Genomic DNA, 21,441 nt, shown 5'->3' with positions numbered 1-21,441 from the left:
CTACGCATGCACAATAGAGACGACGAGCGCGAGCCATTGCTCACCGATGCGCCAGCCGGTTCGACGCCGAACGGTGACAACGATCCGCCGGAGGCTGCACTACGATGCTGGCACAAGCTTGAAAGCCAGCTTACTCCTCTTATCGGGGACGCCGGGTTTTCCGCACTGTATGGCCGTGCATTGCGGCTGACCCAACCTCATTTCTCGTGGCTGACGGCCCCTGTCGCCGGACAGCCTTCCCGCGCCGCACTGGAGCGTTTGCTCCTGGATTTGCGCGCAGCCGACCCGCACAGCGCCAGCCAGGCCCAGTATGTTTTGCTGGCCACCTTCAAGAGACTTATGTCCACGCTGATCGGCGAGGTACTTACCAATCAAATCTTAAACTCGGCATCGATCGACGAGTCTTACGGCATGAACATTCAGGAGAAAAGTAAATGAGCGACAAAGTGACCCTCGGGAAACTGTCGACGGGTGTTCCAGGGCTGGATACCTTGCTGGGAGGTGGACTCACCGAGTTTTCATTCAACCTGATTGCCGGGGCGCCGGGCAGTGGCAAAACCACGCTGGCGCACCAGATCATGTTCTCGCTCACCCAGTCCGGTCGCAAGGCGATTTTCTTTACTGTCCTGGGCGAGCCGCCGATCAAGATGCTGCGCTATCAGCAGCAGTATGCGTTTTTCGATGTCAGCCAGGTAGGCAAGAATATTCAATACATCAATCTCGCCGAAGATCTGCGCATGGGAGACTTCAGTGGTGTGCTTGAACGTATCTCACGCGAAGTAGAAGCTTTTTCCCCTGATCTGGTATTCGTCGATTCCTTCCGCTCGGTGGTGCAGACTGCCCGGAACGGTACCGAGGGGGTTGCTGACCTGCAGTACTTTGTGCAGGAACTCGGCACCCGAATGGCAAGCTGGCAGGCGACCACCTTCCTGATTGGCGAATACGCACATCCGGAAGCCGAAGCGAACCCGATTCTGACCGTGGCCGACGGGCTGATTTCATTGTCGCAAAACGTTGCGGTCAATTCGGTCACGCGCAAGATACGTGTCGTCAAAATGCGCGGTCAGCACCATATGGCCGGCTACCATATCTTCCGCATCAGCGACAGTGGCATCCATGTCTATCCCCGGCTGTTGCCGCCGCTCGCCGGTGAAAGAACCAACGGTGATCCGGTCGAAACGAATGTGCCGCGTGTACCAACCGGCGTGGCGGGCATCGACCGCATGATGGAAGGCGGCCTGCCTGCCGGACATTCGCTGCTGGTGGTTGGCCCGACCGGCGTGGGTAAAACCATCCTGTCGACGGCCTTTCTCAAAAACGGTGTCGATCACGGTGAAAAAGGCGTGATCGCTTCTTTTGAAAAAGGCACCTCCCGACTTCGCAATGTCGCCCTCGAGCAGATGGTACAGGCCGGCAATGTTGCCGTGTTTGAGAACAGGTCGCTGGATTTGTCAGTCGAAGAGGTTCTCGAAGGCTTACTCGATACGATAGCGCGTACGGGCGCAACGCGCGTCGTGATCGATTCGCTGTCGGAGTTCGGACTCTATCTTGCGCCGGAGTTCAGGCAGGATTTCAGGGAATCGGTGTTCCGGATACTGACTGCCCTGGCCAAGACTGGCGTGACTGTCATGGTCACGCTTGGCATGGAAGATCGGTTTACTGAAATGCGCTTCAGCCGTTCCGACCTGTCCTTTTTAACCGATGCCGTGATCGCCATGCGCTATGTGGCGATCGAAGGCAAACTGACCAAAGTGCTTACCATCGTCAAGGTCAGGGGCAGCAACCACAGCCGGGAACTCAGGCAGTTCGAGATTACCGACCAGGGCATAGAAGTGGGGGACAGTATGGTCGCTTATGAAGGAGTATTGTCGGCGCATCCTTCTGCGGCCGGCACAGATATTCGCCATGACTTCTGACAACAGGACACCCACTCCCGACAGCCACGAAGACCTGACTGACCTGGTCCGGCAGCTGCGTAGCGCAAACGAGAACCTGGTGCTCGCCACCGTGCATGCGCAGACCATGAAGGATGAGGCGGAAGCCGCCAATCGCCGGCAAAATGAATTTCTCGCCATGCTCGCGCATGAGCTGCGCAACCCGCTGGCACCGATCAGCATGGCGGCGACCCTGCTGGAGGGAATTGCAGACGCTCATCCTGACCTGCCAAAGCTGCATGCGATTATTCAGCGTCAGTCCGAGCAAATGGCAAGTCTGCTCGATGACTTGCTCGACGCGGCAAGGATCAGCAGCGGCCGTATCGTGCTCAAGAAAAAAACGATTCTGTTATCGGAAATTATCGAGCGGGCGACAGAGGCTAGTCACCCAAATCTGCAAAAACGCAAGCAAACCTTGCGTCTTGATATCCCTGCTGTCGATACCATGCTGGAAGGCGACCCGGTACGCCTCGCACAGGTGTTCTCCAATCTGCTGCTGAACGCGTCCAAATTCAGCCCCGACCATAGCGTGATCAGCCTCACGGTAAATAAGCAGGATGACGAGCGAGGCGCTGGCCAGCTGTCCGTCGTCATCACCGATCAGGGTGTCGGCATTCCGGCCGATGTCTTGCCGGGCATTTTTGATCTTTTCGTGCAAGGACCGCGTTCGCTGGCACGCTCCGAAGGCGGCCTCGGCATTGGCCTGAGTGTCGTGCGCAGCCTGGTACAAATGCATGGAGGCACCGTCGCCGCACACAGCGACGGCGAAGGGCGTGGCAGCAGCTTTACCGTGATACTGCCAAGTACGGCATCCACGACGTCGGGCAACGATGTCACGCCAAATAGCCATGGCGTGTCAAGCGCACGTCGGATACTCGTCATTGAAGATAACATGGACGCCAACCAGACGCTGGTTGACTTCCTTTCCCTGCAAGGTCACGTGGTCCGTGCCGCTTATGACGGCTTGAGCGGACTGGCCATGGCAAAGATGGAAATCTACGACGCGATCATTTGCGATATCGGCCTGCCGGGCATCGATGGATTTGCCGTCGCCAGGGAAATGCGTGCGCTCCCCGGCATAGCTGGGCCGCTACTCGTTGCCCTTACCGGTTATGGTCAGCCTGAAGATCGGATGCGCGCCATCGAAGCAGGTTTTGACGAACTGATGGTCAAGCCGATCAACGTGCAATCCCTGCTTTCGCTCATTGCAAAGCACGTAACCACCGAATAAAAAAGCGGCCGGACACCGCAGGCAATTTACCTGCGGTGTCCGGCCGCCTCGCAACGCGTCAGAGTCGTCTGTGATGCTGCGATCCGAGTATGAGATCGCAGCATCAAGTGAACATACTCACGTGGTTGATCTTTAATCGCTTTCCAGGAAGGTCTTCAGGCGATCCGCGCGCGATGCGTGACGCAGCTTGTTCATCGCCTTGTTCTCGATCTGGCGAATACGCTCACGTGTTACATCGAACTGCTTGCCTACCTCTTCCAATGTCGCATCGCTGGCCATGTCAATGCCGTAACGCATGCGCAATACTTTTGCTTCACGCGGTGGCAGTGAATCGAGCACGTCACGGATGACGCTGCGCATCGATGCATGCATCGCCGCATCGGCCGGTGCCAGCGTTGTGCTGTCCTCGATGAAATCGCCAAGCTGCGAATCGCCATCGTCGCCCATCGGCATGTCCATCGACACCGGTTCCTTTGCGATCTTCATGATCTCGCGCAGTTTTTTCTCTGGCAGATCCATCTTCGCGGCCAGTGTCGGCAAGTCCGGCTCCGAGCCTGTCTCCATCAGGATCTGGCGCGAAATACGGTTCATCTTGTTGATCGTTTCGATCATGTGCACCGGCACGCGAATCGTGCGGGCCTGGTCAGCAATCGCGCGGGTGATCGCCTGGCGGATCCACCATGTCGCGTATGTTGAAAACTTGTAGCCGCGACGGTATTCGAACTTGTCGACTGCTTTCAGCAAGCCGATATTGCCTTCCTGGATCAGGTCCAGGAATTGCAGGCCGCGATTGACGTATTTTTTGGCGATCGAAATGACCAGGCGCAGGTTGGCTTCGGTCATTTCACGCTTGGCCTGCCGCGCCCGCATTTCGGCCGTCGTCATCTGCTTGTTGATCTTGCGCAGCTCTGACAAAGGCACGCCTGCGGACTTTTGCAGTTCCAGCAGCTTTTTCTGGTATTCCTTGATGGCCGGGCTGTTGCGGCGCAGGATCGGCGCATAAGTCTTGTCGCTGTCCGCTTCACGGTCGACCCACTCAAGATCGGTTTCCTTGCCCGGGAAAACGCTGATGAAATGGCTGCGCGGCATGCCGCATTTGTTGACGGCGATGTCGAGAATCTGCTTTTCGATCTGGCGTACTTCATCGACGCGCGAACGCAGCATGTCACACAGCTTCTCGACCAGCTTGGCGGTAAAGCGCATGCCCAGCAGTTCCTGGGAAATCACTTGCTGCGCACGCAAGTAAGACGGCGAATTGTAGCCGTCGCTCTCGAGTGCGGTCTGCATATTGCCGAATTCGGTTGCCACCAGGGCAAACTTCTCCAGCGCCTGCTTGCGCAGTTCACCCAGCTGCTGTTCAGACATGTTGGCTGCGCCGCCACCGCTGGAGCTGCTTTCCTCTTCTTCGTCGTCCTCGATCTCGTCGTCCAGGTCTTCTTCTTCCTCGTCGTCGGAAGCCGCTGCTGCCGCCACGACCATGGGCGCGTCGTCCAGAGTCGTTGGATCGACCAAGCTGTCCACCAGCTCATCGATCGGCGCTTCCTCGTTGCGGATTTTTTCCGCATGGGCGAGGATCTCGGCAATCGTTGTCGGGCAGGCGGAGACGGCCTGCATCATGTCCTTGAAGCCGGCTTCAATACGGCGTGCAATGTCGATTTCGCCCTGGCGGGTCAACAGCGGTACCGACGCCATTTCACGCATGTACATCCGTACCGGGTCGGTGGTGCGACCAAAATCGGCATCGACGGTCGACAGCGCGGTTTGCACAGCGGCTTCAGCATCTTCGTCGCTGGTTGCGTTGGCAACATTATCGGACAACAGCAGCGTCTCGGCGTCGGGTGCCTGTTCGTATACAGTAATACCCATGTCGCCAAGGGTCGAAATCAGACCTTCGATGACTTCCTGGCTGGTTGAATCTTCCGGCAGGTGGTCATAGATCTCGGCGTGTGTCAGGTAACCGCGCTCCTTGCCGGCACGGACCAGTGCAGCAACCTTCTGGCGGCGAACGGCGAGTTCCTCGTCGCTCATACCGGATTCCGCGTCCTTGCCGGTGCGGCGGTCGCGTGCCTTGCGCGCGGCATTGATTTCCGCGCGTTCGACGGCATTGAGCGCCGCGACTTCATCCTGCTCAGGGCGGTATTCGGACGGACGGCGTCCACGACGTGCCGGCACCTTGACAGCCGGCAGTTCATAACCCGAGGTGTCGATTTCAGCGATGGACGGCGCGGCCGGAGCAGCGTCAGGTACAGCGGTGGCCGCAGCGCGCGATGTGCTTGTGCCGGAGATGCTTTTCGCTGCCGGTGTCGTATCGGCTGCCGGTTTGCGGCGCACTACCCTGGCTTTGGGCGCGGGAGCGCTTTCGGCCGCGGGCCGTGCCGCACTTGTCGTCGGCGCGGTTTCAGTGGCGACCGGAGCATCGGCAGAAACCGATGCCGTCGGGGTTGGTTCGGGCGTCTGAACATCGGTCGGCACCGGCGCTGCCATCACCTTCGGCGCCTTGCGTACGACGACGGTAACCTTTGGTGCGGGCGCTGGCGACGTCGATTCGGCCGGCAGCTCCGTATCCGGAGCGGCATCGGTTTCCGGTGCCACATAAACCGCGCCGGCATCGGGGGCGGCCTGAACGGCCGTGGACACCAGGCGTGAGCGCTTGGTCAGCACTTTTACCGTAGTGGGCGTCTGTTCCGGATCGAGCGCGTGCGTTACCGTCCTCACCAGTCCGGGGGAAGATGCAGCATCAGTACGAGGTTTTGCAGTCAGAGTCAGGGTCTTGGCAGGCTTTGTCATTGCGTAATCAATGGGCAACAAAGTAGACATCACGGGCGCGCGACCTGGGTCGGCGCGACATTGGCAGGGAGAATCGGCGCGCCGGCAAACCGCACGCTAACAATTCCGCCATGCCTTCATGAATGCGCTAGGCTTTCTTGTCGATGTTCAGGGTATTCAAATTCGGATGAAAGATCAGTGATACTGCAGCTGTGAAAACTAGCCCGGTTCTCGACGGCGGGCTGAGAATGAACTCGATGCAGTCGGTGGAGCAGGGGGCGTATTATATTGGTGTTTTAGGAAATCTTCACGGCGCACCATCAAATTTAAAATCATCCGATCACACAGCGCCGCGCTGGTTCCCCTCGCAATGTCAAAGGACGTCACTTTGGAAGAGATTCTCGTTTCAAACTGGAATGAATTTGTCGGACTATCATCCGAACTGGATGGGTGGGCGTTTCGTGGACAGCAGGAAGCAGGCTGGGCCTTGCTGAGTTCCCTGTCGCGCTATCTGAATTCTTTTATCCCGGACCAGACGACATGGCGCAGCCGGGAGGAGCGCGCAATCCGTATTTTCCGGCGCAAAGCGCACAACTACCTGCCCGATCCACGCGTTCTTGACAATGATTTACGCTGTCTCGCCCTCATGCAGCATCACGGCGCGCCAACCCGTTTGCTGGATTTCACCAAATCGCCGTTTGTCGCGGCGTTCTTTGCGCTGGAACAAGCCGACTCGGATGCTGCCGTATTTGCACTCAATACCCCGAAACTCTGGCATGCCACTCCGGCAAGCAACCCAGGGCTCAGCCGCGATGCGATTGATCCTCGCATCGACGGGAACTTTGACCGCTATTTCCTGCAAAACAATAGCGATCTCCTATGGATTGGCGAACCGGAAGAAATGGACCGGCGGCTGGTCGCGCAGTCCGGCACCATGGTGGTTCCTGGTGTGGTCGACAAATCCCTCGATGAAATCCTCAATGAATACCACGTCGGAACCTGTCTGATCAAAAAGCTTGTGCTATCGCAAACCATGCGAGAGCAGGCAATGAAAGCCTTGTACCGGATGAACATCACCAATGCGACGCTGTTTCCGGATCTTGACGGACTGGCCCGCTCGATCCGGGTCGAGCTGGAAGTGATCTGGCAGGCTGAACCCGGCCCGGGCAACCCTTGACCTGACGGAGGTTGCCAGTCGCGCACAGCCATAGAACCAGAACCAGCGGCGCATGGTGATGTCGTCTTCTTTCCAATGCAACAACCATACGGAACGACATGACTGACACCAAATCCACCATGGATGCGCAATTGCGCGAAGCGGCGCTGGAATACCATCGCAGTCCCACCAGGGGCAAAATCCAAGTCAATGCCACCAAGGCCTTATCCAACCAGCGTGACCTGTCGCTAGCCTATTCGCCTGGCGTCGCCTATGCCTGCGAAGAAATCGCCCGTGATCCCGCAACTGCAGCGGAATACACATCGCGCGCCAATCTGGTGGCGGTGATCACCAATGGCACCGCAGTGCTTGGCCTGGGCGATATCGGCCCCCTTGCCGGCAAACCGGTGATGGAAGGTAAAGGTTGCCTTTTTAAGAAATTTGCCGGCATCGATGTCTTCGACATTGAACTGGCCGAACATGATGCCGACAAACTGGTTGATGCGATCGCCATGCTGGAGCCGACGGTAGGCGGCATCAACCTTGAGGATATCAAGGCGCCGGAGTGTTTCTATATCGAAAAGAAACTGCGCGACCGCATGAATATCCCGGTGTTTCATGACGACCAGCACGGCACCGCCATCATTTCAGCAGCGGCGCTGTTGAATGGACTAAAGGTTGTCGGCAAGCAGATTGCCTCGGTCAAGATCGCGGTCTCCGGTGCCGGCGCGGCAGCCATTGCCTGCCTCGACACCATGGTGAGCCTGGGCGCAAAACGCGAAAACATTTATGTGGTGGATTCTCGCGGGGTCATCCATGTGGGCCGCGATGCACGCATGGAAGAAAACAAGGCGCGTTACGCGCAACAGACCGACGCCCGGACGCTTGCCGATATCGTTGCGGGAGCGGATGTCTTTCTCGGCTGCTCGACGTCCGGCGTACTGACCGGCGACATGGTCAAGACCATGGCCGACCGGCCGATCATCCTGGCGCTGGCTAACCCTGAGCCGGAAATCCGCCCGGAAGTTGCCAAAGCTGCGCGTCCGGATTGCATTATCGCGACCGGACGTTCGGATTATCCAAACCAGGTAAATAACGTGCTGTGTTTCCCGTATATTTTCCGCGGGGCGCTCGACTGCGGTGCGACCAAGATCACCGAGGAAATGAAACTGGCCTGCGTGAAGGCCATCGCGGAACTCGCGGAAGCCGAAACCAATGATGCGGTGGCTACCGCCTATGCCGGCCAGGAATTGAGCTTTGGGCCCGAATATATTATTCCCAAGCCCTTCGATCAGCGCCTGATCGAAAAGATTGCGCCGGCGGTTGCCCGTGCGGCGCAGGAATCGGGGGTAGCGACCCGGCCGATCCAGGACCTCGATGCTTACCGCCAGCAGCTCAGCCATCTTGTGTACTACACCGGCCTGATGATGAAACCGGTTTTCTCCGCAGCGAAGGCCGCACCGCAGCGCGTGGCATACGCCGAAGCGGAGGAAGAACGCGTCTTGCGTGCTGTCCAGACGGTGGTCGACGAGGGATTGGCAAAACCCATCCTGATCGGCCGGCCGCATGTCATTGACATGCGTATCAAGAAGGCTGGCCTGCGCATCAAAACCGGGATCGATGTCGAGATCGTCGATCCGGAAAACGATCCGCGCTACCGTGCCTATCATGAGGCTTACCATGAACTGCGCGGGCGATACGGTGTCACGCCCGATATGGCCAAGACCGCATTGCGCCGCTCCAACACCCTGATCGGCACGATGCTGGTTCATATGGGCGACGCCGACGCCTTGCTATGCGGTACGGTAGGACGCTTCGATGCCCACCTTGAGCATGTGCGCAATGTGATCGGGCTGGCGCCTGACGCAGGTGTGTTCGCCACAATGAATGCGCTGATGTTGGAAAAATATACCTTGTTCATTGCCGATACCTATGTGAACGACGACCCGAGCGCAGCGGAGCTCGCCGCCATTACACGGCTGGCCGCAGCTGAAATTCAGCGTTTTGGCATCCAGCCCAAGGTCGCGATGCTGTCCCACTCGATGTTCGGCTCATCCGACCGCCCGTCTGCCCGCAAGATGCGGGCGGCACGCGATATCCTCGCCGACATTGCGCCGCAACTGGATGTGGAGGGCGAATTGCAGGGCGATGCTGCGCTGGTGGAAGAAGTCCGGCGTCATTTCCTGCCAGGTACCAAGATGAGCGGCAGCGCAAACCTGCTGATCATGCCGTCCCTTGATGCGGCCAATATCGCGTTCAACCTGCTCAAGATTACCGGCGGTTATGGTGTCACCGTAGGTCCGATTTTGCTTGGCGCTGCCAAACCGGTCCACATCCTTAATCCGGCCGCGACGTCGAGGCGTATCGTCAATATGACGGCAGTAGCGGTCGCGGATGTATCGGCGCTGCGTTCACAAGTCAACGCGTAGCGTCGAGGCGGTATGTTGCAGGGCCGCAGGGTCGAAGGATGAAAGGGACAATACTTCGGCCCGCGAACATTTTCGCTATAAGCACGTCCAATTGATGGTTAAAAAACATCGTCGTTGCCGTTGCGCGATATAGCGCATGTACTGCATGGCGCGCTATCAACCTGCGTACGGCTTCCTGCTACATTCCGGACATTCTATGAATCATCACCTTGAGAGCGTTGTTCGTTACCTTGAAGAAAACCGTCTTAAACTCGTTACCGCCGAATCTTGTACCGCCGGCATGATTGCATCTACGCTGGGGGATATTCCTGGCTGCGGAAGCTGGCTTGAATGTGGATTCGTGACCTATTCTCCCGACGCAAAAATACGCTGTCTCGGCGTCAGGCGCGAAACCATCGATACCTATAACCTGACCAGCGAAGAAGTCGCACGCGAAATGTCGGAAGGTGCACTCCGCATCAGTAAAGCTAACGTCGCGATATCGGATACGGGTGTCGCCGGACCGGAGAATGGCGACGGTGATATCCCGGCGGGCACGATCTGCTTCGCATGGTCATTTCAGACCGATGGAAACATAACCACCTTTTCAGAAACACGCCGATTCAACGGCGATCGCAATGAGGTGCGGCAAGCCGGTACCGAATATGCACTCAGCCGCATCTGGCATTACCACAACCAGGTGCCGGCGCCGGTCATTGAAAGCAATGACTCCGCCTAGAGCGGGTTTCATATTGGTGTGCGGAGAAGCGGGTCGATTTGGCGTGCAGGGCAAGGCGCGCGGAGCGCCGTGTGGCGGGCCACACAAGCGACAAGCAACGCCGCCCGGCGCGTCAAGGCGGCCTGAGGCGACAGTATATCAATATGAAACCCGCTCTAGACGCGTGCGTGCAGGCCGCAACAAATCCCCGCAACTACATCGCGCCGGTCTCAGATACCCATGGACAGCATAGAGGAAGCCATGCAGCAAGAAACCCGGAATGAAAAGCTTGTTTCGTTAGAGCAGCGTCACATCATCGAGGCACTCGGTATCGCGCCAACGTTCGATCCGCAAGCCGAGATCCAGCGTCGTGCGGATTTTCTTTGCGAACAGCTCGTTCGCTATAGACGGGGCAGCCTTGTGCTCGGAATCAGTGGCGGCGTGGATTCATTGACCGCCGGATTCTTGTCGCAACTGGCGGTACGACAGGCAAGAGAACGCGGACATGAGGCACGCTTTATCGCCATGCGCCTGCCGTACGGCGTGCAAAAAGATGAAGATGATGCGCAACGCTCTCTGGACGTGATCGCACCCGATGAAATCATGACAGTCGATATCCGACCGGCGAGTGATGCCATGCTTGCCGCCATCAAAGCCGGTGGACAGAACTTCCCTAGCGCCGAACAGGAAGATTTCATCCTCGGTAATATCAAGGCAAGGCAGCGCATGATTGCGCAATACGCGGTGGCGGGGGCGACCGCGGGCTTGGTCGTCGGTACCGACCAGGGAGCCGAAGCGTTGATGGGCTTCTTCACCAAGTTCGGTGATGGCGCCTGTGATGTGGCACCGCTGACCGGACTGACGAAACGACGCGTCCGTGCGATTGCGGCGGCATTCAATGCACCGGACGCGTTGGTCTACAAGGTGCCGACCGCCGACCTGGAAAACCTGGCACCCTTGAAGCCCGACGAAACTGCCTTCGGCGTCTCGTACGAAGTCATTGATGATTTCCTGGAAGGTAAGCCGATCGGCGCAAGCGACCTCGACATTATCCTGAAGCAGTATCACGCAACCGCTCACAAGCGAGCGTTGCCGGCCACACCGCTGAGCTGAATATGGAAGGATCGCCTGTCAGGTCGCTGTGACGCCACGCTGCTTCCGGGAACGCCAGGCGCTCAGGGCCTTGCGCAGTACACCCCAGCCGGCGCCGCCGTTACGCTCTATCTTGTCAAGTAGCCATCTGCTTGCTTCTACACGATATCCGGATAACGCGGTTTTCAGAGCGCGGCGACCGTCGCGCAACTGTTGCAGGCGCGAGCGATACAGCACCAGGTGGTCATAAGTTTCATGCGCGCCGAGCAGGGCAGTCTTGTAGTCGTACCGCCCATGTCCGAAATGAAATCGGCGGGCTCCCGCCTCGATAGCCGCGCATACCGTCAGATAGCAGCACAGCATGCCTAGCCGATAATCGTCATAGCGGGAGTCGTGCGCATTGACCTTGGATATGACGCTGTCACCAATCCGGACCGCGATTGCACCAGCAGCGAGTTCTCCGCCGATAGTCACGATGGAGACCGTTCCACATGCTTTTACAAGCTGCAGGATGCGCTGCGTTTCTTCTTCGTCAATGAAAGACTCTTTCTGTTTCTGCGCCATGCGTACGCGGTTGAATGCGATGATGCGACGTACATCGTTTTCGCGGATGGCGTCTTTTTCATCGACCCGGAACGAGAAGTCGGGGAATGCTCGCTCGAGCCGGTTGCGATGACGTTTGAGATTCTTCCGCGTCGCATTCCCTAGCATGGCGAGATAAGCTTCGGCACCGTCCGGCAGATCGGCGACGAAGTCTTCGGCACAAAAGAAGCGCTGCTGCACATAGGAGATGCGTCGCGCTGTATTCATGATGCGCACCGCATGGAAAGTGACTGAAGTCACCAAGGGGTGGCGCTGAAACAAACTGGCGCAAAACCGCTCGACGTCTTCGGCGCGCAGACGCATGCCCTCATTGATCACCTGGGCGTTTCCCCGCTCGATACGGAACAAAAGAATAACAGCCGGCTTTCCGTTTCTTTCTAAAATGTAGGTACTGGCATCTTCGAGTCCACCGTTGAGGCGGAAGTGTGACAGTGATGAATACAGCGATCCATACAGACGGTCCAGTTCTGGTCCTGCAAAGTCGGGAATCTCGGCGTCATAAATCCGAGAATCAACTATTTCAGCAGTACCAGACGAAAGCATTGACGATGAGTCATCGTAGGCAAATTGTCCATGGTCCACATTGATCTTCGCATTCTGTCGCATAGGCATTTCTCGTCAGACAATTCGTGTTCATCTGCTGACAACATAGGGGTTGTCCGGTTGCCGGTGTAGAGATGGATCAAGGGACACGACATCATTCGGCGTATCTTCGTCACAAGCGTGGCAAGGTTCGCAATGACAGCTTGTAAAGCTTGTTGTACGGCTCTAACGGTTCAACAAACTGTTACACACAACTCTTGAATTCAGGCACGCCGCGCAGGTAAAGTTGATTACGGCGCGCGTCGATGCAAGCACCGCGCGTTCAACGAATTCTTCTAGTCTGATATTGGGAAACAAAATGCAACCGAAGTTAGTTCATCGCGACGAATCCGCATGGGACAAAGGCGACCTTGCGTACGACCTCGACGACACGTTCGAGATGGGGATTGTCAAAGCGGCACAGGAGGGGATCAGGCCGGGATCGAATGGCTATGCTGCATTCATCACTGCATTTTCCCGTCGGGTGCGTAGCCGCCAGGTATCGCCGCGCAAGGCGGCAGCAAAAGGTGCAGACCCTGCGCAAGGTGGCTCCGCCATGGTGTTTACACCGGATTTCATGCGTTCGGGATCTTAAGCTGCAGGCCGTACTGCACGTCAGATGATTCGCACTGGTAGGGTGCCAGTACGAAGTAAGGTTGTTGCGCCTTGTAAATCGATGCTATGAAAAACACAAAGGCCGCCGAAAGGTGGCCTTTGTGTTTTTGGCTATCTGAAAAATTTTAATGTTCTTTACATGTCCCCAATCATTTGCCTTGCACTTTTGTAGAACAGTTGGCTCAATATCATCATGCGTGGATGTCAATTGCGCCAACACCGATGCCCGGCACGGACACCAATAAAACGCATAGGCAAAATGAAAAGGAAAAGCACATGACGCTGTCGCAACGACCGAAGCTTCAGGTATTTCTTGACCTCGATGGCGTATTTGCCGACTTTGATGCACGGGTCAGGCATCTCACCGGGAAGCACCCCAGCGAACTCGATCGCAACCGTCTATGGAAGATGGTGAATTCCGACAAGCGATTTTTTGCGGAACTGGAACTGATCGAAGGTTGCATGGTGCTGTGGGAAGCAACGCGCGACCTGGAGCCGATTTTTTTGACCGGGGCGCCTTCCTCAAGAATTTTCCAGGAACAGAAACGCGAATGGGTAGCCCGCATATTTGGCCCCGAATTCACCGTGCATGTCGTCCCGAAAAAACTCAAACAGGAATTCAGCGGCCCGCACAAGGTGCTGATCGACGATACACCGGAAAACATTGAGCGCTGGGTGGAGCACGGTGGCTATGGAATTCTCCATACCGGCGATCATGCGTCGACCGTCAGGGCCTTGCAAGAACTACTGGATTTATATATGCATGAAAAATAGGCTGAGCACCGACCGCGATGTGGAAGGTGGATAAAAAGGCCAAGATGGCGGCACAGCGTGAAGGGGAAATACGGCAGGCAGAAATGAAGATGGCAATGCTGCTCCGGCATGCCGCTCTGACCCAACCTTGGTCAAAGCAGCATGCCGGTATTGCGAGGAAATGCTCTACACGCTTACTCGGCGAGTTCCTTGAGCTTGTCCTTGACGTCTTTCCAGTCATCCGCGTCTGGCAGCGGATCCTTGGTCTTGGTAATCGAAGGCCACTTGCGGGCAAGGTCGACGTTCAGTTTGATAAAGTGCTGCTGATCGGCCGGCACGTCTTCTTCGGCATAGATTGCATTGACCGGACATTCGGCCACGCACACCGCGCAGTCGATGCATTCATCGGGGTCGATCGCCAGAAAGTTCGGGCCTTCGCGGAAGCAATCTACCGGGCATACATCCACGCAGTCGGTATAACGGCAGCGGATGCAGGATTCGGTCACAACGTGGGTCATAACAGTCCTATCTGAAAATTTTTTAAAGCTGATCTGTGTTAAAGCCGGGCGGCTGGTTGAAAAGCGCCAGTATGACGCACCAAATAATGCGGCCCGCTGCAAAGCCTTGTATTTTAAGATATTTGACTGTTTCTAACAAACGGGACTTAGATAGATTACAAATAAGCAAATGCGAAGTCCGTTCGGTGGCAATGACCTGATACCCTCTAAGAGGGACTTTGAAAAACATTCCGGTAGTTGTCCAGCATGCAACTAGAGCCTCGGCTAGCTGCTCCCTGATAGCTGGCGCTTTCACCCAGGGTCAAATGAAATTTACGGTGTTAACTCGATTTCCCTTATGGGGAAGCGGGAAATGGCGTTGAAAACCAGCCGCCGGTACGTATCACTACGTAGGGCTCTACCACCAGATCAGTAGTTTTTCCGAGATAAAATGGCCCCCATTAAAAATAGGGGAGACAGAAAGTGCGCATAAAGATCCTGATCGGTTTGGCAGGACTGCTGCCGGCATTGAGCCAGGCGGCCGAGTTCAATGGCAGCGGCGTGTCCGCGCTATGGGGTGTGCCGTTCGCAGGGCTACTGCTGTCTATCGCCCTTTGTCCGCTACTGACGCCGATGTTCTGGCATCACCACTTTGGAAAGATCGCGCTCGGCTGGTCGCTGGCTTTTCTGTTGCCTTGCGCCTTCATTTACGGTGCCGGCACTGCCGGCGGCGGGGCGCTGCATGCCTTTGCCGGGGAATATATACCCTTCATCATCCTGATCACATCACTGTTCGTCGTGGCAGGTGGTATCTGCGTATACGGAAACCTGCATGGAACGCCAGCCTTGAACACCGGCCTGCTTGCACTAGGCACGCTGCTAGCCAGCATCATGGGGACGACTGGTGCATCAATGCTGCTGATCCGGCCACTGATCCGTGCCAACGATAATCGCAAGCATGCAGTGCATATCGTGGTCTTCTTTATTTTCCTGGTAGCCAATGCCGGCGGCTCACTGACGCCACTTGGCGATCCGCCGCTTTTTCTTGGCTTTTTAAAGGGCGTTGATTTCTTTTGGACAATGCAAAACATCTTTCCGGAAACGCTGTTTCTTTGCACGGCGCTACTGGCGATCTTTTACCTGCTCGATCTGCACTACTACCGCAACAAGGAAGAAATCAAGCCAGTCTCGCTTGACCCTACTCCCGACGCTCCGCTTCGCTTCGAAGGCAAGGCAAACTTTGTCTTGTTAGCGGTCATTGTCGGCCTGGTGCTGATGAGCGGTTTCTGGAAGTCCGGAGTTGTGTTCAACGTATTCGGTGTCGAACTGGAATTACAGAACGTGGTGCGCGATGTTCTCCTGGTCGCGGTCATTTTTATTTCGCTCAAGATCACGCCGAAGTCCGCACGCGAAGGCAATGAATTCAGTTGGGGGCCCATCCAGGAAGTCGCAAAGCTGTTTGCCGGTATCTTTATCACCATCATTCCGGTGATCGCCATGTTGCGCGCCGGCGAGGAGGGCGCTTTTGCTTCCGTTATCCGTGCAGTGACGGACAGCAATGGCCAGCCGATCAACGCGATGTATTTCTGGGCGTCAGGGGCTCTCTCGTCCTTCCTCGATAACGCACCAACCTATCTGGTATTCTTTAATACGGCCGGCGGCGATGCGGGCGTGTTGATGACCAGGCTTGCGGGCACGCTAGCCGCAATTTCCTGTGGGGCGGTATTCATGGGCGCCAACAGCTATATCGGTAATGCGCCAAACATGATGGTGAAAGCGATCGCGGAAGAGCGCGGCATCAAGATGCCTTCCTTCTTCGGTTACATGGCATGGTCGTGCATGGTGCTGGTGCCCTTGTTCATTGTGATGACCTTTATTTTCTTTCGTTGAGGCGGCATGACCAAACCTGAAATCCTCGTAACGCGCGCTGTCTTTCCCGACGTCGTTGAACGTCTGTCCCAGTACTTCGAAGTCGAAGCGAATCCGGACGATCAACTCTATTCGAAGGACGAACTGATCGCGAAACTGCAAGGCAAGGCGGGCGTGTTCACCACGCCAAGTTCCAGCATCACGGCTGAAGTCATCGCAGCCTGTCCATCGCTCAGGGCCATTTGCAACATGGCGGTCGGCTTCAATAACATTGATGTGGCAGCCGCTACGCAGGCAGGCATCCTGGTGACCAATACTCCTGATGTGCTAAATGAGACTACTGCGGATTTTGCCTGGGCATTGTTGCTGGCGGCCGCTCGGCGCGTGACCGAATCCGAACACTGGCTGCGCGCCGGAAAATGGCAGAAGTGGCGCTACGACACCTTGCTTGGCGCTGATATCCATGGCACCACACTTGGCATCATCGGTATGGGCCGCATCGGTCAGGCAATCGCACGACGGTCCATGGGTTTCGACATGAATGTGATTTATCATAATCGGTCGCGTGTACCGGAACAGCTGGAAGCGCGTGCCAATAATGCGCGCTATGTGAGCAAGGAAGAGTTACTGCGCACAGCCGACCATGTGATGTTGGCTTTACCTTACTCGCCGGAAGCGCATCACACCATCGGTGCGGCCGAACTGGCGCAGATGAAGCCTTCCGCCACCTTGGTCAATATTGCGCGCGGCGGTATTGTCGATGATGCAGCCCTGATCGTTGCCTTGCGCGCGGGCCGCCTCGCAGCGGCCGGGCTTGATGTGTTTGAAAATGAGCCGGCATTCGATCCGGGCTTCCTGACCTTGTCAAACGTGGTGCTGACCCCGCATATCGCGAGCGCGTCCGAACCGACACGCCGCGCAATGGCCAACTGCGCCGCCGACAATCTGATTGCAGCGCTGGGCGGGATAAGCCCGCCCAATCTACTCAATCCCGAGGCAATGACAAAGACAAAGGGAACGGCAAGGGATTAGACGAATGGCAGATATCAGCATCATCCAGCGACATACGCTTCCGCATCATCATGCTAGGGCCGCCGCGCAACACATTGCAGACCAGCTGGCGCAGGAATATGACATGACATCCGAATGGGATGGCGACGTATTGCTGTTCAACCGTGCAGGTGTAACCGGTTCACTCACGCTGGCGGAACGGGAAGCACACGTGGAAATCAGCCTGGGCTTCCTGTTCAAGGCGTTTGCTGCGGCGATTGAGGAAAAGGTGGCGGCAAAAATGCAGAAGGTCTTTGCGGCCCACGCCTGAAAACTGAGGTCGGAGAGAACCCAACCCAGCCTGCTCATGCCGGCGGTGTGAGCTCACACCGCCGGTCAGACAACAATCAATAGTCAATAATCAGAAAAACGCCAAAAATCGGGCAATCAGCCCTTTAGATCGGTAATCAGATCGACATACTGCTGCATGGCGTCTTCCTTGGCGGTGCCTTTCAGCGCATCCCATGCATCGTACTTCGCGCGGCCAATCATGTCGGTGAAACCCGGGCGATCACCGTTGGCATCGCCAGTGCTCGCCTGCTTGAAGAGCGCATAAATTTTGAGCAAGGTCATATTGTCCGGGCGTTCCGGCAAGTTCTTTGAATCGAGGACAGCCTGGTCGAACTGGGCTTGAAGGCTCATGCATGCTCCTTTGGAAATGGATCGGTATGGAATCAGTATGGTTCGCTTGCGAGAAGCCCGAATGCGCCGACGCATACAGGGCGGTCGCGCGGCGATATGCGACCCAGAATGCTGCCAAAATAGCATAGAAAAACCTGCTCCCAAAGCAATGCTCTAGAGGACATGCTCAAGTGGGCGTCAAGCTTTGAAGGTTGCGAAAAACATCCGGTACGACTTTGCCGGGACCGTAAGTCTCAATGGATAGCGCGGTAGCGCGAACTGGCAGGCCGTGGCCGGATTTTGCGGAGTGTCATCCGTTGAGGATGCCTATTCGTCGTCCCCGACGACAGCGCCGCCAACCGCAACGGCCCCTTTGGCGACAGTGGTCGCTGCGCCAACGGCGACCGAGCCCGCCGTCACGCCGACGCTGACGGCGGTGCCCGCAACCGAGACCGCAGTGCTTGCCACGGTGACGACCGCACAACCGGTACAGAGAATAAGAAGAAAGACGGAGATGAGGCGGATAAGCAGGTGTTTCAAACGCAGTCCCGATCAGAAGGAGAAGGGCGGCCATGCTAGGACGGCCGCCCGGTTGGAAAATCGCACCGTCCGCGAGGAAAGCGGACAAGACCTAGGTTTATCCAACCATCAATTCGGGAAGATGATGCTCTTGAGAAAGAGTCGTCAGACGCCGAGAAGTTCCACTTCAAAAATAAGTGTTGCATTCGGGGGAATCACGCCACCCGCGCCACGGGCACCGTAACCAAGCGAAGCCGGAATGATCAGCTTGCGAACGCCGCCGACCTTCATGCCCTGTACACCTTCATCCCAACCTTTGATCACATGGCCGGCACCCAGCGGAAAATCAAAAGGATCGTTGCGATCCTTGCTGGAATCAAACTTTTTGCCTGCGCTGCCGTCGCTGTTTTGCAGCCAGCCGGTGTAATGTACCTGCACGTGCTGGCCGGCTTTGGCTTCGTCGCCGGAACCGACGGTAATGTCTTCATATTGCAGCCCGGATGCGGTCATTGTGGTGGACATGAGTTTTCCTTTGTCGTTTGTTCAAGATTGGCGAAATTGTAGCAGTTGTCGTCAATATCATCCCGAACGCAGAAGTTCGCTTTATATCGCAGCCAGAACTGGTATCACACCAATTCGATCCACTGCACCCGGATCAGGATGGTGTCCTGGCTGAACCGGTGTTCTAGCTGACCCCGATAGTGTCGCCACCATGCCATATCCAACGGCTCCGTCATGACTTCGTAGATGACGAGATCGTCATGGACAGTCTTTCCCTCATCCTGCCAAAGGCCACTGGCCGGCACGCGGTTATATGATGTCATTCCACCGAAGCGATCCATCATCTCGTCCCGGGTGGCCGTAAACAAGTGAGGCGGCAAGCGATTGCCGGCGTTGTCATAAAGGGGTAAAAAAATCTGGACGAGGTGCATGGGAAGATCGGAATGGAATTCATACAAAATGCGACGTAGTTGACTCGACGCGGTCAACGCCCTCGCGACACTGTTCGTTAGTGCAGTGTTCGCTGCTCGGTATCCGCCGCAAGTCTTTGCAATTCGTCATGATGCATTGCGCCGCTCAGCAACGTAGATCCTCCCGCTTAGACCAATGAAAGGAGCGAATGCTCCAATTGACGCAACATCCGGTCGATATTGTTCTTGGGCGGGGGTTTCTGCGCGTTAAAATAAGCGGCGTCCTTTCACTAATTGGTTCCCATGCTCCGTCCTTCCGCCTTTCTTCTATCAGTCCTGCCATCCTTGTTGCTGGCGACCGCTGCTCATGCGAATGTGGTTGTCGTACTTAATTCGCGCGACGCCAGCATCAGTCTGCTGGACCAGACCTCGCACAAGGAAATTGGCACGATCAGCGTAGGCAAAGAGCCGCATCACCTGATGGCCACGCCCGACAATAAGTCACTGATTGTCGGCAGCGCGGTCGGTAACGAGCTGGTTTTCCTTGACCCTAAAACCGGGCAGATCCAGAACCGTGTCAAGGACATCATCGATCCTTACCAGATAGGTTTTTCGCCAGACCAGAAATGGTTTGTGTCGAATGCGCTGCGACTCGACCATGTGGACATTTATAGCTATGACGGCAAGGACTTCAAGCTTGCCAAGCGTATGCCGCTTGCGAAACTGCCCAGCCATATGGCCTTTAGCGCAGACAGTAAAACTGTTTTCATTACCCAGCAGGGTTCCGATCAGGTCAGCGCAATTGACCTTGCTACCCAGACCGTGAAATGGACCATCCCGGTGGGCAAGCTTCCTGCGGGGATTTCCATGACGCCCGACGACAAGCATCTGTTAGTTGGCATCATGGGCAGCGATTACGTTGAAGTCATCGACTGGCGCGCGCAAAAGACGGTCAAGAAGATCAAGGCCGGCGAAGGCGCGCACAACTTCCGCTCAATGGGTGACAAGCGGCACATTTTCGTTTCCAATCGGGTATCCAACACAATCAATATCATTGACCAGCAGACCCTGGAGAATGTTGGCACCATCAATGTACCCGGCGGTCCGGATTGCATGGAGCTGACCAATGATGGCAAGACACTGTGGGCAACGCTGCGCTGGGTGAAAAAGGTTGCCGTCATCGATGTCGCAACGAAGAAGATAGTCAAGACCATTCCCGTCGGCCGTTCGCCGCACGGTGTGTATTTTGCCAACCACGCTCCGCGGATGTGATGAAAATCCTGCTGGGCGTCGCGAGCCTGATGACAGTGGTCGTTCCCCTGCACGTCATCGCCGGGCCTGCGGATGTGACTTGCAAGGGCACCATTTACATGACTTTCGACACCGGTAGCCAGTCGCAGGCCGACCATATCGCCAGCACACTGAACAAGCATCGTATCAAGGCGACGTTCTTCCTGGCTAACGAGAAGACCGTCAACGGCGACTATTCCCTGGACCCGTCCTGGGCACCTTACTGGAAGGCCCGGGTAGCGGAAGGACATGCATTCGGCACCCACACTTTTGACCATGTCTATGTCCAGCGTGACCTGCCGGACGGCCGGCTTGCAATGAAGCCTCAGTTTGGTCCGAACGCCGGCAAGCAGCAGGTGTGGACAGCGCAACAATACTGCAATGAATTGCGACGGGTCGAACAGCGATTCACCGAGCTTACCGGTGCCAGGCTCGATCCGCTGTGGCGCGCCCCGGGAGGCCGGCTTACACCGGGACTGCGCGCTGCGGGCGAAGCCTGCGGTTATGCTCATGTGGGGTGGACGGACGGTGCCGGTTTTTCCGGCGACGAATTGCCCAGCGAGACGTGGCCGAACAGTCGTCTGCTTCAGCGTGCGTTGAACGGATTGAAAGACGGTGATATCTTCGTCGCGCATCTTGGCATCTGGTCGCGCAAGGATCCATGGGCGCCTGCTGTCCTCGATCCCCTGATCACGGGGTTGAAGGAAAAGGGCTTTTGCTTTGCCACATTGCGCGACCATCCCGCCTACCACAGGAAACGCTGACAGTTCCTGCATAACCCGGGATGGGCGTACACTCGCGCGGGCATGCATGTATCGGCCCGACG

The 21,441-nt window shown here is 56.6% G+C and carries 21 protein-coding genes; 14 read left to right on the top strand and 7 right to left on the bottom strand.

Annotation, left to right across the window (positions count from 1 at the left end):
- The first annotated feature begins 6 nt into the window (after nucleotides 1-6).
- Genes ACFQUU_RS00625 through ACFQUU_RS00615 form a run of 3 tightly spaced genes read left to right on the top strand, consistent with a single transcriptional unit; the run spans nucleotide 7 to nucleotide 3,165 of the window.
- Nucleotides 7-438: a hypothetical protein gene (locus ACFQUU_RS00625; protein ID WP_382241120.1), complete on the top strand. Its 432-nt coding sequence runs from the start codon at nucleotides 7-9 to the stop codon at nucleotides 436-438.
- A complete protein-coding gene (locus tag ACFQUU_RS00620) occupies nucleotides 435-1,916 on the top strand; it encodes an RAD55 family ATPase (RefSeq protein WP_382241117.1) in 1,482 nt (493 codons plus the stop codon). Before ACFQUU_RS00625 ends, ACFQUU_RS00620 begins: the two co-directional genes overlap by 4 nt.
- Nucleotides 1,906-3,165 (top strand): ATP-binding protein, encoded by a 1,260-nt coding sequence (locus tag ACFQUU_RS00615; RefSeq protein ID WP_382241114.1) that lies wholly within the window; start codon nucleotides 1,906-1,908, stop codon nucleotides 3,163-3,165. The genes ACFQUU_RS00620 and ACFQUU_RS00615 overlap by 11 nt, the downstream gene beginning before the upstream one ends.
- A gap of 132 nt (nucleotides 3,166-3,297) precedes the next feature.
- Here the strand turns inward: ACFQUU_RS00615 and rpoD are convergent, their stop codons facing one another.
- Nucleotides 3,298-5,952, bottom strand: coding sequence for an RNA polymerase sigma factor RpoD (rpoD, locus tag ACFQUU_RS00610; RefSeq protein ID WP_382241112.1), 2,655 nt, complete (start codon nucleotides 5,950-5,952; stop codon nucleotides 3,298-3,300).
- A 367-nt stretch (nucleotides 5,953-6,319) separates the two neighbouring features.
- On the opposite strand from rpoD, the gene ACFQUU_RS00605 reads away from it, so the two are divergent.
- From ACFQUU_RS00605 to nadE, 4 genes are all read left to right on the top strand, one after another.
- The gene (locus ACFQUU_RS00605) at nucleotides 6,320-7,108 is read left to right on the top strand and encodes an FRG domain-containing protein (RefSeq protein WP_382241109.1); all 789 of its coding nucleotides are present in this window, start codon (nucleotides 6,320-6,322) and stop codon (nucleotides 7,106-7,108) included.
- Between the two features lie 98 nt (nucleotides 7,109-7,206).
- Nucleotides 7,207-9,516 carry an NADP-dependent malic enzyme gene (locus tag ACFQUU_RS00600; RefSeq protein WP_382241106.1) on the top strand — a complete coding sequence of 770 codons (2,310 nt, stop codon included), beginning with the start codon at nucleotides 7,207-7,209 and terminating at the stop codon, nucleotides 9,514-9,516.
- 196 nt (nucleotides 9,517-9,712) lie between these two features.
- Nucleotides 9,713-10,234, top strand: a complete 522-nt coding sequence (locus ACFQUU_RS00595; RefSeq protein WP_382241103.1) for a CinA family protein — start codon at nucleotides 9,713-9,715, stop codon at nucleotides 10,232-10,234.
- 240 nt (nucleotides 10,235-10,474) lie between these two features.
- The gene (nadE, locus tag ACFQUU_RS00590) at nucleotides 10,475-11,326 is read left to right on the top strand and encodes an ammonia-dependent NAD(+) synthetase (RefSeq protein ID WP_382242149.1); all 852 of its coding nucleotides are present in this window, start codon (nucleotides 10,475-10,477) and stop codon (nucleotides 11,324-11,326) included.
- 18 nt (nucleotides 11,327-11,344) lie between these two features.
- Here nadE and ACFQUU_RS00585 read toward each other — a convergent pair whose 3' ends face one another.
- On the bottom strand, nucleotides 11,345-12,514 hold the full coding sequence (locus ACFQUU_RS00585; protein WP_382241101.1) for a GNAT family N-acetyltransferase: 1,170 nt from the start codon (nucleotides 12,512-12,514) through the stop codon (nucleotides 11,345-11,347).
- Between the two features lie 295 nt (nucleotides 12,515-12,809).
- On the opposite strand from ACFQUU_RS00585, the gene ACFQUU_RS00580 reads away from it, so the two are divergent.
- A complete protein-coding gene (locus ACFQUU_RS00580; RefSeq protein ID WP_382241099.1) occupies nucleotides 12,810-13,085 on the top strand; it encodes a hypothetical protein in 276 nt (91 codons plus the stop codon).
- A gap of 296 nt (nucleotides 13,086-13,381) precedes the next feature.
- On the top strand, nucleotides 13,382-13,879 hold the full coding sequence (locus ACFQUU_RS00575; protein ID WP_382241097.1) for a hypothetical protein: 498 nt from the start codon (nucleotides 13,382-13,384) through the stop codon (nucleotides 13,877-13,879).
- A gap of 173 nt (nucleotides 13,880-14,052) precedes the next feature.
- Here the strand turns inward: ACFQUU_RS00575 and fdxA are convergent, their stop codons facing one another.
- The gene (gene fdxA, locus ACFQUU_RS00570) at nucleotides 14,053-14,376 is read right to left on the bottom strand and encodes a ferredoxin FdxA (RefSeq protein WP_057289519.1); all 324 of its coding nucleotides are present in this window, start codon (nucleotides 14,374-14,376) and stop codon (nucleotides 14,053-14,055) included.
- Between the two features lie 462 nt (nucleotides 14,377-14,838).
- Here fdxA and ACFQUU_RS00565 point away from each other — a divergent pair, with 462 nt between their 5' ends.
- The 3 genes from ACFQUU_RS00565 to ACFQUU_RS00555 are packed head-to-tail and all read left to right on the top strand — an operon-like array spanning nucleotide 14,839 to nucleotide 17,545.
- Nucleotides 14,839-16,245: a sodium:proton antiporter gene (locus ACFQUU_RS00565; protein WP_382241094.1), complete on the top strand. Its 1,407-nt coding sequence runs from the start codon at nucleotides 14,839-14,841 to the stop codon at nucleotides 16,243-16,245.
- A 6-nt stretch (nucleotides 16,246-16,251) separates the two neighbouring features.
- Nucleotides 16,252-17,256 (top strand): 2-hydroxyacid dehydrogenase, encoded by a 1,005-nt coding sequence (locus tag ACFQUU_RS00560; RefSeq protein ID WP_382241092.1) that lies wholly within the window; start codon nucleotides 16,252-16,254, stop codon nucleotides 17,254-17,256.
- Between the two features lie 4 nt (nucleotides 17,257-17,260).
- Entirely contained in the window at nucleotides 17,261-17,545 is a 285-nt protein-coding gene (locus ACFQUU_RS00555) for a polyhydroxyalkanoic acid system family protein (protein WP_382241089.1), read from the top strand.
- A 116-nt stretch (nucleotides 17,546-17,661) separates the two neighbouring features.
- Here the strand turns inward: ACFQUU_RS00555 and ACFQUU_RS00550 are convergent, their stop codons facing one another.
- The 4 genes from ACFQUU_RS00550 to ACFQUU_RS00535 all read right to left on the bottom strand — a co-directional run bounded on the left by ACFQUU_RS00550 (nucleotide 17,662) and on the right by ACFQUU_RS00535 (nucleotide 19,346).
- A complete protein-coding gene (locus tag ACFQUU_RS00550; RefSeq protein ID WP_382241086.1) occupies nucleotides 17,662-17,916 on the bottom strand; it encodes an acyl-CoA-binding protein in 255 nt (84 codons plus the stop codon).
- Between the two features lie 306 nt (nucleotides 17,917-18,222).
- Nucleotides 18,223-18,435: a hypothetical protein gene (locus tag ACFQUU_RS00545; RefSeq protein WP_382241083.1), complete on the bottom strand. Its 213-nt coding sequence runs from the start codon at nucleotides 18,433-18,435 to the stop codon at nucleotides 18,223-18,225.
- A gap of 144 nt (nucleotides 18,436-18,579) precedes the next feature.
- Nucleotides 18,580-18,936, bottom strand: coding sequence for an FKBP-type peptidyl-prolyl cis-trans isomerase (locus ACFQUU_RS00540; RefSeq protein ID WP_382241080.1), 357 nt, complete (start codon nucleotides 18,934-18,936; stop codon nucleotides 18,580-18,582).
- 104 nt (nucleotides 18,937-19,040) lie between these two features.
- Nucleotides 19,041-19,346 carry a hypothetical protein gene (locus tag ACFQUU_RS00535; protein WP_382241077.1) on the bottom strand — a complete coding sequence of 102 codons (306 nt, stop codon included), beginning with the start codon at nucleotides 19,344-19,346 and terminating at the stop codon, nucleotides 19,041-19,043.
- Nucleotides 19,347-19,628: 282 nt separating this feature from the next.
- On the opposite strand from ACFQUU_RS00535, the gene ACFQUU_RS00530 reads away from it, so the two are divergent.
- Both ACFQUU_RS00530 and ACFQUU_RS00525 read left to right on the top strand, forming a co-directional pair.
- A complete protein-coding gene (locus ACFQUU_RS00530; protein ID WP_382241074.1) occupies nucleotides 19,629-20,597 on the top strand; it encodes a cytochrome D1 domain-containing protein in 969 nt (322 codons plus the stop codon).
- Between the two features lie 29 nt (nucleotides 20,598-20,626).
- Nucleotides 20,627-21,379, top strand: coding sequence for a polysaccharide deacetylase family protein (locus ACFQUU_RS00525; RefSeq protein WP_382242146.1), 753 nt, complete (start codon nucleotides 20,627-20,629; stop codon nucleotides 21,377-21,379).
- Nucleotides 21,380-21,441: the final 62 nt, after the last annotated feature.

Origin of the sequence: Herbaspirillum sp. GCM10030257 (assembly GCF_042666555.1) — a bacterium.
Lineage (GTDB): Bacteria > Pseudomonadota > Gammaproteobacteria > Burkholderiales > Burkholderiaceae_D > Noviherbaspirillum.
The sequence above is the reverse complement of the archived record's forward strand: the minus strand, read 5'-3'. Positions and strand labels throughout refer to the sequence as shown.

What these genes read in the sequence shown, in the direction of transcription:
- ACFQUU_RS00525 (WP_382242146.1), top strand. Translation starts at nt 20,627, where the DNA reads ATGACAGTGGTCGTTCCCCTGCACGTCATCGCCGGGCCTGCGGATGTG.
- fdxA (WP_057289519.1), bottom strand. Translation starts at nt 14,376, where the DNA reads ATGACCCACGTTGTGACCGAATCCTGCATCCGCTGCCGTTATACCGAC.
- ACFQUU_RS00600 (WP_382241106.1), top strand. Translation starts at nt 7,207, where the DNA reads ATGACTGACACCAAATCCACCATGGATGCGCAATTGCGCGAAGCGGCG.
- ACFQUU_RS00560 (WP_382241092.1), top strand. Translation starts at nt 16,252, where the DNA reads ATGACCAAACCTGAAATCCTCGTAACGCGCGCTGTCTTTCCCGACGTC.
- ACFQUU_RS00555 (WP_382241089.1), top strand. Translation starts at nt 17,261, where the DNA reads ATGGCAGATATCAGCATCATCCAGCGACATACGCTTCCGCATCATCAT.
- ACFQUU_RS00615 (WP_382241114.1), top strand. Translation starts at nt 1,906, where the DNA reads ATGACTTCTGACAACAGGACACCCACTCCCGACAGCCACGAAGACCTG.
- ACFQUU_RS00575 (WP_382241097.1), top strand. Translation starts at nt 13,382, where the DNA reads ATGACGCTGTCGCAACGACCGAAGCTTCAGGTATTTCTTGACCTCGAT.
- ACFQUU_RS00530 (WP_382241074.1), top strand. Translation starts at nt 19,629, where the DNA reads ATGCTCCGTCCTTCCGCCTTTCTTCTATCAGTCCTGCCATCCTTGTTG.
- ACFQUU_RS00550 (WP_382241086.1), bottom strand. Translation starts at nt 17,916, where the DNA reads ATGAGCCTTCAAGCCCAGTTCGACCAGGCTGTCCTCGATTCAAAGAAC.
- ACFQUU_RS00625 (WP_382241120.1), top strand. Translation starts at nt 7, where the DNA reads ATGCACAATAGAGACGACGAGCGCGAGCCATTGCTCACCGATGCGCCA.
- nadE (WP_382242149.1), top strand. Translation starts at nt 10,475, where the DNA reads ATGCAGCAAGAAACCCGGAATGAAAAGCTTGTTTCGTTAGAGCAGCGT.
- ACFQUU_RS00620 (WP_382241117.1), top strand. Translation starts at nt 435, where the DNA reads ATGAGCGACAAAGTGACCCTCGGGAAACTGTCGACGGGTGTTCCAGGG.
- ACFQUU_RS00535 (WP_382241077.1), bottom strand. Translation starts at nt 19,346, where the DNA reads ATGCACCTCGTCCAGATTTTTTTACCCCTTTATGACAACGCCGGCAAT.
- ACFQUU_RS00580 (WP_382241099.1), top strand. Translation starts at nt 12,810, where the DNA reads ATGCAACCGAAGTTAGTTCATCGCGACGAATCCGCATGGGACAAAGGC.
- ACFQUU_RS00595 (WP_382241103.1), top strand. Translation starts at nt 9,713, where the DNA reads ATGAATCATCACCTTGAGAGCGTTGTTCGTTACCTTGAAGAAAACCGT.
- ACFQUU_RS00585 (WP_382241101.1), bottom strand. Translation starts at nt 12,514, where the DNA reads ATGCGACAGAATGCGAAGATCAATGTGGACCATGGACAATTTGCCTAC.
- rpoD (WP_382241112.1), bottom strand. Translation starts at nt 5,952, where the DNA reads ATGACAAAGCCTGCCAAGACCCTGACTCTGACTGCAAAACCTCGTACT.
- ACFQUU_RS00540 (WP_382241080.1), bottom strand. Translation starts at nt 18,936, where the DNA reads ATGTCCACCACAATGACCGCATCCGGGCTGCAATATGAAGACATTACC.